Origin of the sequence: Bacillus sp. TH13 (assembly GCF_016651175.1) — a bacterium.
In the GTDB taxonomy this organism is placed as follows: Bacteria; Bacillota; Bacilli; order Bacillales; family Bacillaceae_G; genus Bacillus_A; species Bacillus_A thuringiensis_S.
Genome location: NZ_JAEKEJ010000025.1, coordinates 4051555 through 4068231, shown reverse-complemented (window position 1 = coordinate 4068231; position 16677 = coordinate 4051555). Strand labels below are relative to the sequence as shown.

Here is a 16677-nt window from a genome sequence, read left to right as displayed (position 1 = left end):
ATACTTCCCATTCACAACAAAAGAAATTGGGTAAAATATAGTATTACTTCTATTCTTTGAATTCTGTTCGCTATATATCCATACCAATTAATTGAAAAAAAAGAAAGGAAGAATCCTTCCTTTCTCCTATAACCTTCTACATTTAGCGAGTATATCCGCCACCAAGCTGTTGTTCTGCCATCGCTACTAGGCGTTTTGTGATTTCACCGCCTACAGAACCGTTTGCACGTGAAGAAGTATCAGCTCCCAGTTGTACACCGAACTCTTGTGCAATTTCATACTTCATTTGATCTAAAGCTGCTTGTGCTCCATGTGATGCTAATTGATTAGAATTACGATTTCTAGCCATTACCAATCACCTCCTTATTTATATATAAATTGTGTAAAATTCAAATTAAAATACATGGAAATTTTTGGTTATTATTTCACGATAAAAAAAGAGCCTCTAAACGAGACTCTCACATCATTTCACATTACGAAGTTACTACTTCTAAATTTCTATTTATTAATACTTTTATTTCTTCTTTTAATATCTCTTTTGAGTTATGTCCAAACCATTCTAAGGAAGCAAAAAGATTCGTATCCCTCACTTCCTGAATAATCTCATCATAATTTACAATACCTTCAAATAACGGAACCATACCAATACGACTTCCTGCTGCAGCATATACATTATTAGGTTCAAACACATGCAAATAATTCGCTGAAGATATATTCTTAAAATGGTAATGTAATGTCCACGGCTTTAATCGATGGAAACTGTCTATTGGATCTGCGCCAGACTCCCATATATGAAGAAAATCAAGATTTATTTTTAAATTCGGATGATTTACTTCTTCTAATAGTTCTATAGTAGCAGGCAGTGTGTCCGTTAGTGTATTGGGATGTGTTTCTAACAGCACATACATATTGTGCTGAGCAAACACATCACAAATCTTATGTATTCGCTTCACATACTCTTTTCTCTCTTGTTCCGAGAAGTCCTCGCTCCCTTTTTGCCCAGCAAACGTGCGAATTTTATTCGTATTAAACCAATTAGCTAGTACTACAAGTTGTTCACTTTTCTCTATCGTTTTTTCAAAATCTGCTGATAATGATATATCTAAGTAATCACTTATCATCGTAATTTCTAAGTTTTTATCCTTTAGAAAATTCAATTCTCGTTCTGTCGTTTCACGTTCTTGCATGTACAAATTTTGTGCATGCGTCCCCCATAATTCAATTCCTTCAAAACCGTTTTCATATGCAAATTGAACAATATCAGTAAATGAAATTAATTGATGACGAAATGAAATGGTACATAGCGAATATTTCATAGCATTAAACTCCCCTATCTTAAATTCAGTTAGCTTATTAAAGAGTTACGACAGACTGATTTGTTTTCATACCTTTCCATGATAGAAACTGTCTCTCTAATTCCTTCTTAATTTGCAGTTCAATTGCATTCATTTCATCCAGTTTTTCAATAATCGATACTAGCATACCTTTATTATTCGTCATTGCCATTTTAATTGCACGATACTGTACATTTGTAAATCCTTGTACGATATCCTCTACCCGATCACACCAATAATCAAATTCTCGCTCTGAATATTGCAACGTTTCACGGAAGTATGCAAAGGCATGCTCATAACTATATTTACGAATTGCAAGTACTGGTATTTGTTTTACTGCTGCTACAAGTCCAGAAAGCGAATAACCTTCTTCTTCATTTGCCATTTTTATAATTAAATTTTTCAATTCCATAGTCAGTTCATTGTCATTTCTTTTGAAAGTTTCTATGAAATAACTCGCTACCATTTCTTCTGATGGCTCCTGAATTTCTTCTACATCAATGAAATACCCTCCACCAAATGGGTTATCTTGAACAGAGTGAAGCACTTTTTCTCTTTCCATATTCCCTTCCCAGCGAAAATCAGGATCTAGCATGAACCATTCTTCATCTTTCTCTGTCTTCGATATCATTAAATAATGCGGAAACGGTTTTTGATGAAATTTATTTTCCCTCTCTGGCAATAGAGACATATCAACCATTACAATGACATAGCGATTTTCTGGCTTGTTTTCTACTAATTGTAAAAACGTTTCTACATTGCTATCTTTACCTTTTGCATGATCATACCATTCGTTCACTTTCATACCGTACAATTTTTCATACCATAATAAATAATTATCATGGTTAATATTTTCGGAGTGATACGAGATAATGCCGCCTTCTGTTATATCAAAATCTCCGTCCCATAATCCAAAATAAAATGGACGGAAATCAATGTCGCTACGCCTTTTTATAATTTCACAAAAACAACTCACTAAACAGTGAACTTTAATTGAAGTCATATTCTCATCCACTTTCCTAAAGGTTAATTATTCACATTTACTACTTATACCGGCTGTAACTCCTCCATAAAATCAAGCAAAGATCCTACAGTAAGAAATGCTTTTGGGTCTACCTCATCCTCTGGAACGCATAGCTTTACATCCATTTCTATGTAGACTATGAGTTGTAACATCATTACCGAATCTATATATAAATCTTGGTTTAAACGCATCGTTTCTTCTAAATGCGTTACATTTTTTAGCTCCATTTTTTCTGTCATAATTTTCAACACTTCATTTTTTAATGTTTCACGTCTCATGTTGTAACCTCTCCCATCTCTAGTAATTTTCTACTTACTTTTCCAGTTTTATTTTTCGGAATTTCAGTTACACTTTCAATCTCATGCGGAACTTTATAAGATGGTAAATGCTGCATACACCATTCTCTTATTCGCACTGGATCAACATGAGAGATTACTTTCGCTTTAACAACTTCGCCCATCACAGGATGTTTTCCCCGATATACAATTGCCTCTTGAACGCCTTCTAGTCGAAGCATTGTTTCTTCTACCTCTATCGGAAAGACTTTTAATCCTGAAACGTTAATCACATCATCCATGCGCCCCATAAAATGAAGACCATGCTCAGATTTATACCCCAAATCTTTCGTGAAAATTTCCTTATCTTTCATTTTCACTACGATTTCTTCGGGCATATTTTCATCTGAACCTATACTTATACTCGCATGAGGTAGTGGATTACCTAAATCTAAATGGCTTTTCATATCATGACATATACTAATACAACCTGCTTCAGAACAACCGTATTGCTGCATCATATATGTTGTCATTTCTTTTAGTTTATAAAATAATGCTTCTGGTAAAGGTGCTCCGGATGTCATAATTTTATGAAACTGAAACGTTCCTTGCGGGAAACTCCCCATAATATGTAACATAAGCGGTACTGCATAAATGATATGTTTTTCTGTATTGCGAACTATATTTAATGCGAATTTAGGGTTTTTATTCGTAATGATGATAGGTTTGCTTCCTCGCGTAATTGCAGATAACGTACCACATATTAGTCCGTATGAATGTGAAACAGGAGCCATAACGATCGGCACTTCATCTACTTCACAGTTTAAAGCTTCATTATAAGCGTTAATTTCCGTATCAACTTCTGTCCATGCTCTACGAATCAATTTCGGTTCCCCTGTAGTTCCAGAACTATATTGCAATAAAGAAGGCTCTTCTAGTAAAAAGTTCCCTACTTCTAATTTTGTAAAATCGCCATATTCTCCATATAAAATCCCTACACAATTTGCACGCTTTGCCATTTCAATAGCTGTTTCTTTTGGCGTATCTTCATGTATAAGTAATACTGATGATTTCTTTTCTTTTAAGAAAAACACAAGCGTAATAATATCGAATGGATCTTTCAGACAAAGTGCAAATCTATTTCCTTCTGCTTCTTGAAATTGTTCCATTTCCGCATAATCTTGTAATCTCAATTCAAAATCACTTTTGCTATACTCTTGTTTATTAACGATTAGCATAATTTCCCCCTGTAACAAATGATTTTTGTTTCATAAGTTGTCTTACTCTATACAATGGATTTGGAACTTCATGAACAAGCGATTCCACATCCATATATAATCGACGTTTCGTTAATTGTTCAGCATAGAATGTAGGTGCATATAATTGAATATTTTCAAATCTATCTTTCAAATGTGGATATATTCTTAAATGATTCTCAATTTCTTCAACAACCATCATCCAAAAATGTTCTTCTTTCAATCCATATTCATCCGCAAGTACAAATGCTAATTCTCCTAAATTAAACAGAAAAAGTGCATCTAACACCATCTCTTGCAAACATTCGATGCGATCCATTTCAAAGAAATCATTCATTTTTCCATTCGCATATGTTTTATGCATTTTAGTAAAGTCGGGACATTTGTCAACTTCTTTCAAGTATGGACGATAAAACTCAAGCCCTTCATGAAAATCCTTTAACGCAATACGAACAGGCACTCCTTCTTTATGGACTAGAATCATATTTTGTCCATGTGATTCCAGTGCAATGCCATGCTCTACAACAAGATGTATAACTGGTATTATCGCTTTTTGAATAAGTAATTGTAGCCAATCCTTCATTCCATATTTGTTCAACCATGCATCAATAATTGGTGTACCATCTTTCTCTTTAGCGTATAAACCATTAAAAGGAATTGCGTCCTCTTGTGCATCTAAATACTTGTGAACGCTTTCGCGCCAAATACATCCTAATGAACCATATATAGCTTTCTTATTCGTGTCATACGTTACACTGGAAAACTCCTTTAACAAGATTAAACGTGCTTCATCGCTTAAATAGGCGTCATTACTTACAACATCACTTAACCAATTTGATATTGCTGGTGCACTCACAACAGAATACGGTTTCAACGTACGGAGTGTTGAAGTGTTGAGTAAATTCATCGATAATTTAACGTACGGTTTCTTTGGACTCGTAATATTTCTTACCGTTCTCATTGACTGTTGCGCGCAATACTCATCCTCTGATGTTCCTAAATAAATAATAAATTTACCCTGTATATGATCCGCATAATTTGAAATGATGAAATTCTCCCACTGCCAAGGATGAACAGGTATAAACACGTACTGTTTTGGATTACATCCCCGATTACGAATTCGCTCCATAAACTCTTCTAATTTACGCTCACCAATCTCCTCTATTAAAATTTCGTCATAAATTACTTCATTCTCATACCCTACACTGGAGTATTTTTTATGCGCTGCAATCCATATGAGTTTTATTGGCTGCATAAATTCATATCCATATTGAAAATTGTCACGATATTGAAATCCAATACGAGCTTTATAACTAGGGTGATATGGATGGCCGTCTATTAAATGGCTTTCAAACTCATCGTAAGATTTTTGAGTGTATTCTTTCTTATTATTTCTTTCATATTGTGCAATCGTGTCTTTAAATATTGTTTGTTCTAATTCGTGCATAAAAGAATCTAATTTAGCTTGTTCTACACTAGCAACCCGAAAAACTTCTTCTAGAAATTGCGAGACAGATTGTATTTCTTGCTGTTCATCTTGGCCTCTTACTATTAATGAGTCTAAAGAAATACGTCCAAATGTCATCCGTTCCCTGCCATAGCATTTGTACGTGACACTTTTGTCTTCTTCATCAAGTCCTTGTATTATAAAAAGAATTTGTTCTTCTTTTTCTATGCGAACCGGTGTAATAATCCCCTCATAAATTAACGATTCTACTAATTGACGTAGCACTCTTCTTCGTACTGAAATGTAATCTTCTGATTCGAGTGCCTTCAATACTTTCGTATGATACATGTCCAATCTCATAAAACCCTCCACCTTATGACAAAATACCATTATTTGTATTACGTGAAATTTTAACGCTATTTATGAACGAACAGCCACTTCTCTAACGAGTGGATTATGTACTTGCACATAAATTGCTTGCTCTAATGGATTACTTAACTCATCGACATCGAAAAATCTCGTTAGTAAATTTGCTTTACATGCTAACTTATCTTCGTCCAACAATTCTCTTAAAAATGTTGAAGGTTCCCGGTTATATGGAAGGTATGATTCAAGTACAGACCTTAATTCCGAGAGAAGAATTTCCTCCTTAATTAATCCTGCTGTGCCAAAACCATTAATAAGGCCAAACATATGATTGAAAATTAAGTAGTAACGAAATCTCTCATCCACAATATAGTCGTCATATAAATTTCCAGTACGTTCTCCAATACCAGCTAATTCATTATTAAGCATCTCTTTCATTGAATTACAGAAATAAAACCCTTGATTATCACGGAAATAATATTTGACCGGATAACCATCCTTTAGCTGAACAACGCTATTTTGCTGATGAGCTTCTAATGCAACACCATACTGTAAATACATCCATACCATTGGCTTTAAAGAAATATTCATATATCGTCTAAACCACTCTAAGCTTACTTCTTCACAGCTTTTACTTTCTAAATCTGCTAGGCGATGAATAATATTCGATAACCGCGTACGCTCCCCAGGTATAGCGTCTTGAACTAGCCCAGCAATTAATGTTGCGTCGTTTGCATGTTCACTATAAAAAGGGTTCTCGCGAATAATCACTTCAAATCCAGATTCTTGTGTTCCATAATTTAATGTAATATAGGCTGGATCACAAATAAAATCAAAGCCTGGAAATCTTTCTCGTACTTCACCAATAGCCGTATTTAACATTTCCTTCCCTTCAAGACCACTCTCAAGTTCTTTCAGTTTATTAATACGCATTGAATTCGTTACTTTCACCGGAAATGAAAACTTAAGCATATACTTCGAATCGGGATGATATAGCGTCCTTAGTGATGATGTTGCCATATAATACTTACCTACAGGACCAATATACTCAAGCAATTCTTGAACTATCCAATCTTGTACGTAAGCTTGATGCAAGAGCCATTCTGCCTGAAGCGGATGAATTGGAATTAATGCATATTGATCTTCCTTACAGTACTTCGCTATAAATTCCTTACTAACCATCTCATCATTACTTAATTCTTCTTTTATAATCGTTGTTGTAGAATCTGATAATAATGATTTTTCATTTACTATACTTTTATGTGCCCGAAAATAATGAAGCTGACATTCTCCTTTTAATTCTGGAGAATACATTGCACTTTTCCAATCCAATATCCCTTGTCTACTCTTTGGTGTAGGATGAGTTAAATGCCCAAATAATAAAGACTGCTCCGCTTCTATAAAAGTTGTATGGAAACCGTATAATGCGGATGTATCTTCTATTCTCTCTCTTGTAAATTCCTCAATATTTTGACAACTACGAATGACTCGAAGCATGAGTTCCGCAGGATTCGTCCCTTCTCCGTAGTTGATAGACATCTCTTTTATTAAAAATGTAATAACTGTAACGTAATCTGCTTTAATAACAGAATTACTATCTCCAATTTGATAATAAAATTGTTCTCCAAACAAATGGCGATCTGTTGATGATTTATATATAACTTCTCCATACAAAGTAACGTTCTGTGCCGATAGCCGACAACATAAATATGTAGGGACTGTATCTCTATTCAACGTATTACTGAAGATACTCTTCATTCTTTCATCCTCTGTAATCCATTCTCCACTCCCTGTTTCTCTTAAATAACAGTTTAAAAAGCTTTGTAATGTTGCATGTTCTGCGATTTGTTTCGCATGCTGCATACTGGTCCTGCTACTAAAAATATAGATAAATGTACATTCTTAGAGTATTCCTGCTTCTACGTGTCCTGTCTCGCCAATCACTCGCTACTACAGTTTGCTGTAACACTCCACAGGCGTAAATTCCGATGTAGCCCACCGTACATATATACAATCTATTTACGTTAGTATTATATATTCTTTTGCTTGTAAAAGGTTGATTGACGCGTTCAAATCTCTATCCATTACATTTCCACAGTCACATTCATATACTCGGTTGGATAGCTTTAAGTCTACTTTCTTTTGACCACAACATGAACATAACTTTGAAGATGGATAGAACCTGTCTACTTGACGTAGTTCAATTCCATATTCCTCACATTTCGTCAATAACCATGTTTTAAATGTATAAAAGCACTGCTTAGCAACTGCTTTAGATAGATGTTTATTCTTCATCATACCTTTCACATTCAAATCTTCTACTGTAATAAACGTTGGCTTGGTTTTCACCACACCATTTACAACAGACTTTACATACGCTAATCGAATGTTTGCTAGCTTGGCATGTAGTTTTTGCACCCTAAGAATGTTTTTATCTATATTCGCTCTTTTATTAGTAACAGAGTGTTCACCTCTCTTTTTTAGATTTTCAAATTTACGTGATAAAGAGCGTTGTTCACGTTTTAACCGCTTTTCTATCTTTTTTACTTTTCCTGTTTTGTTTATATTTTTGTGAATTTTCCCATCGCTACGTACAGCGAAATCTTTCACGCCTAAATCAATGCCTACACCTGTTGAATGGAGTGTTGGCTTCGCTTTTGTTTCTTCCAATTCACAAAGCACAGATACAAAATATTTTCCTGCTCTTTTAGCTATCGTTCCGCTTTTTACAACCGCATCTTTTGAAATATATCCATACTCTTTTAATCTCATCCATCCAATCGTAGGGATTTTTACTCTATGTCTTTCAACTATCCAATCTGTTTTGTTGTTTTTAGGAAAATAATATTTTACATCTTCATTTTTCTTTTTCTTGTAGCGTGGAAACTTAGATAAACCTTTAAAAAATTGCTTAAAAGCTTTATCTCCGTTCATAATCGCTTGTTTTACAGCTTTACTTGATACTTCTTTTATCCACTGGTCACATTCTTTTGTATGAATGTTATTTAGCCATTTAGAAAATTCATAGCCACTAAGAGATTTCCCCTCGGATTCATATATCTCTTTGTTTTTCGAAAGATATAGATTGTAAACATACCTGCACACTCCAATCGTTTGATGGATCTTGATTATTTGTTCATTTGTCGGCTTAATCTCTATTAGATATGCTTTTTTCATAGATCTTCATCCTCCGACATTCTCTTTTTGTATTTCCTCAATCTGTATATCCTACAACTAAATATGTGAATAACAGATATCAAATACTAAGCAAACTCTTCTTGTGGAGACAACCTTTCATTAGTAACAATGATAACTTTGACTCCCAACTTATGAAGAAATCCATCAAACCAATCATAATCAAAACGGAAAAACCTATCTTTGTGTGCGATGGTGATGGTTGAAACATTTCTCTCCATGCAGTCATCGAGCTTATATTTTTCATTACGCATATCCACGTTTACTTATGTTTTCACTTACTGTTAGTTCCTCCTCTTTATATTAAAGCTATCGAAATTTTATATAATAAACGATAATTGAATGTCGTTATCAATTACGATTCTAATTGATAATGATATTCAATTCAAGAGTATATTTCAGAATTTTTTATCAAATAAAATTTTTCTTTTTTTCTTTCTTTTCTTTAATCTAGTTAAAAGTACACTAGAAAAATTCTTGTTTTCAAACTAATTACCTACTATTTTTTATTAATCCATTTTTTGATGGATTAATAAAAAGGTACACCAAATGAGGTATACCTTTCTCTACGATATGTTTACATAATATTATTATTTTCATCAATCTATATAGCTGTTTGTTTTTGTAACAATTTCAAATCTCTCCAACAATACGCTGTTTCTTCTACCTTTACTCTCTCTAAAAATTTCGTATCAATTTTTTCAGGGTTAAATTTTTCATAAAACTTTTTTGAAGGATTATTCGTAACGACCCAAACTAAAAGAGATTGCATATCATTCTTTACACATTCTGATAGTAACGCTTGAAATAACTTTTGGCCTATTTTCAATCCTTGATACTGTTGTAAAAGATAGATTGCATATAATTCCCCATCACAATTATATGAACCACTTCTTTCAACTCCCCCATCAATGAATCCGACTATCGTTCCATTTAACGTCTCTGCTACAAATCTAAACTGATGATTATCTTCTTTTTGAAAAATATCCTCCCATTGTTTTTCTCGTTTCTCATATGCTATATTATCTAAAATTTCGTCAGCAAATATCCCTTTATACGTTGTTTTCCAACTATCAACATGCACCTTTGCTATACCTGGTATATCATCCTTTATTGCTCTTCTAATATGTATTCCCATCATTTCTCCTCCTTTTTATTCATCATTATATCAATTTCATTTCTTAAAAATCCAAATAAAAAAGAGTGAATTCACTTCACTCTTTTTTATCACAATTATCTACTTTCCACTTCAACTGAAACTACTCGATCAATCTCTTTCAGGGAACTATATAACTCTGTTGTATATAAATCTTCTGGAGCTAAAATAACCATCTCCAGTTGCTGAAATGCTCCACTATCTATATCTTTAATTTTCACGCGTTTCACATGCATGCCTAAATTTTTAATTTGCTTAAATATACCATCTAACTCATGATGCTCTTTAACAGTAATTTTTATAGATAAATCCTTTTGTCTTAATGAATACGGTCCTGCAATTTTCACAAGTTGCGGAAGTACATTAATCGCTAAAATAATTAAAACCATAGCAACTGTCGCTTGTAAATAAAATCCCGCACCAATTGCGATTCCTAAAGCTGAAGCAGCCCACACCATAGAAGCTGTTGTTAATCCAGAAATAACGTCATTACTTCTTCGTAAAATGACACCTGCGCCAAGAAAACCAATTCCACTAACAATTTGAGCGGCCAGTCGCATCGGATCCATATTTGTATGTCCAGGAACAGAATATACATGCACAGATTCAATTGAAACCATCGTAATTAAACAACTTGCTACAGAAATAACCATACTTGTTTTCACACCAAGTGGTTTATTCTTTAGCTGCCTATCTATCCCGATGAATAATCCTAAAAATAGTGCTAAACCTAATTTGAGTAAAAATTCATATGACATATTTCCATTCTCCTTACTTTACAATGTTTCCCTTAGAATAACTCACTATAACTCTTTTATGATATCAATTCCAGTCTTTTCTATTCATTTAACGTAAAAAACCGAAAAAACATTTATAACGATGTTTCTCCGGCTTTTTATTACACTTTAGATTCTTCTTTATTTCTGATCTTTAATCTTAATTTCTGCATCTTTGTAGAATGCTAATTTACTGTCATTATACTCTTTTGTAAATTTGTTAAACTGCTCTTTCGATTTTTGTGCTTCCACATTTAATTCATTAACAGTTTTAACTTTTTCACCGATTTCTTTTAATTTCGTTTCTTTTACTTTTAATTTTTCATACAGTTCTTTTTCAGTCGCTAACACTTTCGTGTAATTTTCATTCATCTTTTTGAATGCATCATAACGATTTTTATACGACTCTTCTACTGCTTTTGCTTGTTTTTGTAACTTCTTATCTTCAATCTTCTCTATATTACTTTGAACAGATTTCGTTTCCTTCTGTGCTTTTTCTAGCATTTCTTTTTCACTTTTCAATACTTTTTCACGGTCATCTACATTTGCAGTAGCTTGCTCTATTTTCTTCACAACTGCTTCATTATGATCTTTACCTTCTTGCAAAATTTGAGCATATAATTCTTGACCTTGTTTCTCTAACTGCTCTAATTTTTTTGCTTCATCCACTAAAGATTTTTCTTGTGTTGCTGCTGTTTCAAAAGCTGTATATAGATTTTCTTCTGGCTTTTCACCGAAACAACCTGTTAAAAGTCCTACTGATAATGCTCCAACTACTGCTACTTTTCCATACTTCAACGTTCATTCCTCCATTACATACGGTTATCATGCCAGAGGTTCACTGGGAAGTGACTCTCTTCATGATAAGCTTCAAACTCATAACCCTTTTCTTTTAGCCCCTTTAAAATTGCTGGCACAGCAGCAACTGATTGCGGGTGAATATCATGCATTAAAATTACTTCTTGTGGTTTTGTTGCGTTTGTTAAGACATTTTGAGCAATTTGTGCTGCAGCTGCATCAACTGGAATTTTATTGTATTTCCAATCTGATGAATCAATTGTCCAATCCCATACTTTAAGTCCGGCTTCTACCACTTTATTTCGAAGACCTTCATTCAATCCAGGCATCGAACCATATGGAGGACGTGTTAATTTAGGTGATTTCCCAATAATATTAGCGATTAAACCTTGATCTTCTTTCATCTCATTTACATACTCGCCATTTTTATATAACTTTGCGAAATTATGTGTCATACTATGCATGCCTACATAATGACCCTCAGCATTTTCACGTTTCACTAAATCAGGAAATTGTTTTACATTCGCTCCAATTAAAAAGAACGTCGCCTTCGCATCATGTTGTTTTAGCGTATTTAATAATTCAGCCGTATATTTCCCTGGCCCATCGTCAAATGTAAGATAAGCAACTTTTCTTTCTTTTCCATTAAAACGACTTGGTGCCGTTTTATTCATTTCAACTTTCGGCTGTTCACTTGCAAGCTGCACTACGTTTTCTTGTTTCGCAACAGCTTTTGCTGGTGAAGTAATTGATTGGAACATGTAATACCCAATAGCTACTGCGGCAATCGCTATTAAAACGACTACTATTTGTTTAATTTTTAAAGCTTTTTCCATTCTATCGAATTCCTCTCCCTATTAATCTTATATATAAATCGCCCAATATAATTATACATCTATTTATTTTTATTTCACCATGTAAACAGATTTTTTTGTATTATAATGGGAGTTTTATCAAAAGTATTGTTCCATGTGCTTATAAGACTTAACGTATCTCCATGAAGATCCATCATTTTTTGACGATAGCTAAACCAATACTTTCACCTATTGCATGATTATTAATCTGGCAAAATAGCTGGTCAATATATGATAAATGATCTTTCGCAATTACTATCTCTTCGTCTTTCACCTTAATCGCTTCAATGTGTATGAATATGTAATTGCATTTTGAACAGTCTTTCTTTAACCTGTTTCAATTCCCACCAATTCAATTGTTCTATAAATAGTGATAAATTGAATTTCCTTCCCTTCAACTTTAGGAGCTAATTTCCAAATAGTCCCCTCTAGTATATCGTATAATTACACCTTTTGTTTATATAAATTAAAATGATTTTAGTATAATTTTTCCGCAACAAAAAACCGTTATTAAAAAGTTGCTAATCCACTTCAAAAAAAGATTGGCAAAAGCCAATCTTTTTTTATTATTCGTTTCGAACTGGTTTTGGCGTTACACCTAAATGATCATTTAATTTTTTTGAAATATCTTTTACATTTTTTTCATTTGGAATGTAATAATAAATACCACCGATACGTTTATCTGTACCTTCTATTTGCATTTTTTCCATTTCCAAATTAGTTCCTGCCATATTTTTTGTAATGGCAAGCATATCGTCAAATGTTAAGTTCGTTTTCATGTTTTTATCAACCGCATCTAGTAAAGAGCCCATTTTGCTAATTGATTGAACAGACATCGCTTTTTTGGCAATTGCTTCTATTACAAGTTGCTGTCTCTGTCCACGCATTGCGTCACTATCAATTTTACGCGTTCTTGCAAGTGCAAGTGCTTGTTCTCCATTTAAATGTTGATAACCTTTTTCTAAATGGATCATACCAGCTTGGTCTTTACTATCTTGTTCAGTGAAAGTAACTGGTACATCAATATCAATACCACCAATTGAATCGACAATTTGTACGAATGATTCAAAGTTAAACTTCACATAATAATCAACAGGGACATTTAAAAATCTTTCCACCGTATCGCGTGTGCTTTCTACGCCACCAAATACGTGAGCATGAGTAATTTTATCTAATTTTTTTCTAGTTGGAATATAAACACGTGAATCACGTGGAATACTTACTAGCTTAACAGACTTATCATCTTTATTAATTGTTGCTAATAAAAGTGCATCTGTTCGAACTGCTTCGCCATATTGGCTTTTTCTCATTTCACTTCCATCTACACCCATGATTAATATTGAAATATTATCCTTTAAAGGTTCAACTTCTTTATCACGCTTTGATGACTTATCAATTTTTGCATACGCATCATTTACAACAGCTTTTGCTTTATTATATATAAACGAACCATATCCTACTCCTCCAAAAATAAGTAGGAAAAATGGAATTAATATGAACCATTTTATTGACTTTCTTTTAGAACGCTTTTTATTACTTCTCGTATTTTGTTCTAATTCAGAGCTCATACCCATTCGCCTCTCTTTCTCTTTACCAAGTATAATGTAAGTCTATTTATCTTCATATTGAATTTCCTTTCACTAACCTTACAATTTTGTAAGGTTACTACTTAAATCCAATATGTATTCCATTTCACATTATACTCTCGTACTTATTTTTGGCAAGTCACTATTTACCAATTTCAAAAATTTAGCACTTCGCAACATACGGATTTACAAATTTATTAACTCTTTCATTTTAAATTAGAATGTCTTTTTCCTAACAAACGATATGAATAAAGAATCCAGCTAATTATAAAACCTCTATGAATACAGTATATTTAACTTTATTATTTCTCAAACGGCGTATACACACTTTTCTTCCCCTGATTATCAATGTAAGCCGACTTTGCTTTTATTTTCGTTTTTTCTACTTCCATGTCTTCATTTGAGAAGTTCACAATGATTTTAATATCTTGTCCATAAGAAACAGATTGTACTAGCTTATCTTCTGACAAATACGCAAAATTCGTCATCTCTTCTTTTACTGCTTTTTCATGAACTTCATTCCAAACTTTTAGATGCTCTGTAATTTCTTTTTTATGCTTATTCCACTCTACTTCATCTAAATGGTACAACGGAGGAACATTATACAATAATTCAGACAGCATTCGATTTCCAACTTCATCTTTTACCTTTAAACTTCCCCATTCCCAATGATGCGTTGTAATAACGGAATCATTGTATACTAATTTATATAATGGTACCGAATATACTGGGTTTAAATATACTTGTTTATATTCTTCTTTCAATGGTACTTGTTTTGCATATTTTTCGGGAACGTTTTGATTTGGTGACCAATATCCACCGACATAATACGGACTTGTTTTATTTTTCCGCATATCTTCATCGTCCCATTTAATAACAGGTGTTTCAATTCCGTGTGCAAATGCAATCGTACTACTAGCAAAATCATTTCCACCTTCAGAACCAACGACCATACCCTTTTCTTGTGCAATGTAGTCCATTCGTTTTAAACGTGCTTTTAAATCTTGCTCTTGTGTCGTTATATGTTTCGCTGAATAGTCATCGTAAATTTCACCTGTCGCATCACAATCAATAAACCATGAATTATATTTAGGACCATTTTGTAATATATCATTCATGCGTCCCTTTACACTAGGTAGCGATAAAGTCGGGTTTAACTTGCGACCTCTGCCTAAAAAGCCTTGCACCTTTTCTCCGTTTTTCTTCGTTACAGTAGCCTCTTCGTATAATGATGGGTCATTAAAGGATGCTGTGTTCCAATTTTTATCACTTTTTTCGTGAATGGAATGATATGAATCATACGGACCAACTAAATACCCCATTTCCTTAGCTTTTGTCACGAAATTAGGTTGCATAAATCCTTGTTCCCAGTTCGGAAGACCAATCCACGCTTTTTCTATTCCTGCCTCTTTCATTTCCTTTAGTATGTCCGTTCCATCTGCATTACCCCATTTACTTACCTCTTCAACCGCATCACCAAGTAGCGACTTTAATAAATGCTTATTTAAGCTATACAATTCTGTATTCGTTAAGTGACCTACACCTTTCTTTAATAGCACACTAGCTTCCTGATCAACGTTTTGAAAAATATCCTCTTTATAAAATTCCTTCATAGATAATACTTCGTTTATATAACGTAAAATAACATTTTTTTGATACTTATCAATGAAATCTTGTTTACTTACTTGATCTAATACATTCAGTTCCCCAGGCTCTGAACTATTCTTTTGAATAAGTTCTTTTATATGGCTAAACAGCGGGCTATTTATTTGCTCTCTTAGTTTTGGCCAATTTATATTACTTTCTGATAAACCATTTTGATTCCAAAAATAAAAATGCGCCGCTCCATATAACTTTTCGATTTCTTTATTTTTTCTAGCCTTTTCTTGTAATGTTTTAAATTCACCTTTTCGAACAATATCATCCTTATACAGTTTAGCAATGCTTACCGCATCATTATTTGTCACATATAATTGAAATCCATATGTTTTATTTTTATTTATGCTCGGAAATTCATGTGTAAAATCAAATCCTATTTTCGGATCCGAATGAAATTTCAATTCATTATTAAACATATTGTTTGCAATATATACAATTGAATATTTCGAACCATTTAATGCGAAAAACTTCATAGAAAATGATTCAGCAAATGAATATGCATCATCCTTTAAAAACTTCTTCCAATTCTCATCATTGCTCGGAATTTGCTTACCCTCCCATAACGGAAGTGTATAATTTTCAGCTTCTACTTTCGGCCATGTAAAGCTTTCTGCACCAGTCGATTCCACTTCAATGTTTAAGTGGTCTTTTTTCTTTTCTAATTTTATTTTTACTTTTTGATCTGGATATTCCCACGATGTACGATCCTTTTCTTTTTTTACATTCGATACCTTCATTTTCGGTAGGGGTTGTGATGCCTGTTCCTTTACACCCTCATGTTCTACAGTTAATGTGAATGTTTCTGGATTTACATCATAAGTAAAATCTTTATACGTCGCTTTCTTTATTTTAGACTCTTGTACAGCATTACTACCTTTTACGTCACAACCGACTAAAGTCGAAAATGACATAGTTGTAAGAAGACATATTGCTATCATTTTTTTCATCTTC

The 16677-nt window shown here is 33.3% G+C and carries 14 protein-coding genes; all 14 read right to left on the bottom strand.

The window, feature by feature from the left end:
• Window positions 1-142: 142 nt before the first annotated feature.
• On the bottom strand, window positions 143-349 hold the full coding sequence (locus tag JFU02_RS29375) for an alpha/beta-type small acid-soluble spore protein (protein WP_000113545.1): 207 nt from the start codon (window positions 347-349) through the stop codon (window positions 143-145).
• Between the two features lie 124 nt (window positions 350-473).
• On the bottom strand, window positions 474-1316 hold the full coding sequence (locus JFU02_RS29370) for a sugar phosphate isomerase/epimerase family protein (protein WP_000877679.1): 843 nt from the start codon (window positions 1314-1316) through the stop codon (window positions 474-476).
• Window positions 1317-1353: 37 nt separating this feature from the next.
• Entirely contained in the window at window positions 1354-2337 is a 984-nt protein-coding gene (gene asbE / locus JFU02_RS29365) for a petrobactin biosynthesis protein AsbE (RefSeq protein ID WP_141529813.1), read from the bottom strand.
• Window positions 2338-2381: 44 nt separating this feature from the next.
• Window positions 2382-2636, bottom strand: a complete 255-nt coding sequence (asbD, locus tag JFU02_RS29360; protein ID WP_001250756.1) for a petrobactin biosynthesis protein AsbD — start codon at window positions 2634-2636, stop codon at window positions 2382-2384.
• Entirely contained in the window at window positions 2633-3871 is a 1239-nt protein-coding gene (locus JFU02_RS29355) for an AMP-binding protein (protein WP_000909563.1), read from the bottom strand. Before JFU02_RS29355 ends, asbD begins: the two co-directional genes overlap by 4 nt.
• The gene (locus tag JFU02_RS29350) at window positions 3858-5696 is read right to left on the bottom strand and encodes an IucA/IucC family protein (RefSeq protein ID WP_141528654.1); all 1839 of its coding nucleotides are present in this window, start codon (window positions 5694-5696) and stop codon (window positions 3858-3860) included. The genes JFU02_RS29355 and JFU02_RS29350 overlap by 14 nt, the downstream gene beginning before the upstream one ends.
• 60 nt (window positions 5697-5756) lie before the next feature.
• A complete protein-coding gene (locus JFU02_RS29345; RefSeq protein WP_061667454.1) occupies window positions 5757-7565 on the bottom strand; it encodes an IucA/IucC family protein in 1809 nt (602 codons plus the stop codon).
• A 156-nt stretch (window positions 7566-7721) separates the two neighbouring features.
• Complete coding sequence (locus JFU02_RS29340; RefSeq protein ID WP_061667453.1) at window positions 7722-8879, bottom strand: RNA-guided endonuclease InsQ/TnpB family protein; 1158 nt, start codon at window positions 8877-8879, stop codon at window positions 7722-7724.
• Between the two features lie 622 nt (window positions 8880-9501).
• Window positions 9502-10035, bottom strand: coding sequence for a GNAT family N-acetyltransferase (locus tag JFU02_RS29335; RefSeq protein WP_000511202.1), 534 nt, complete (start codon window positions 10033-10035; stop codon window positions 9502-9504).
• Window positions 10036-10130: 95 nt separating this feature from the next.
• Window positions 10131-10811: an MgtC/SapB family protein gene (locus JFU02_RS29330; protein WP_000119510.1), complete on the bottom strand. Its 681-nt coding sequence runs from the start codon at window positions 10809-10811 to the stop codon at window positions 10131-10133.
• Between the two features lie 159 nt (window positions 10812-10970).
• Window positions 10971-11627 carry a YkyA family protein gene (locus tag JFU02_RS29325; RefSeq protein WP_000873563.1) on the bottom strand — a complete coding sequence of 219 codons (657 nt, stop codon included), beginning with the start codon at window positions 11625-11627 and terminating at the stop codon, window positions 10971-10973.
• Between the two features lie 14 nt (window positions 11628-11641).
• Window positions 11642-12463, bottom strand: coding sequence for a peptidoglycan-N-acetylglucosamine deacetylase (locus JFU02_RS29320; RefSeq protein WP_000409487.1), 822 nt, complete (start codon window positions 12461-12463; stop codon window positions 11642-11644).
• A gap of 584 nt (window positions 12464-13047) precedes the next feature.
• Complete coding sequence (locus tag JFU02_RS29315; RefSeq protein ID WP_042973251.1) at window positions 13048-14049, bottom strand: LCP family protein; 1002 nt, start codon at window positions 14047-14049, stop codon at window positions 13048-13050.
• A 320-nt stretch (window positions 14050-14369) separates the two neighbouring features.
• On the bottom strand, window positions 14370-16673 hold the full coding sequence (locus JFU02_RS29310; RefSeq protein WP_201072014.1) for a glycoside hydrolase: 2304 nt from the start codon (window positions 16671-16673) through the stop codon (window positions 14370-14372).
• Between the last annotated feature and the right edge of the window lie 4 nt (window positions 16674-16677).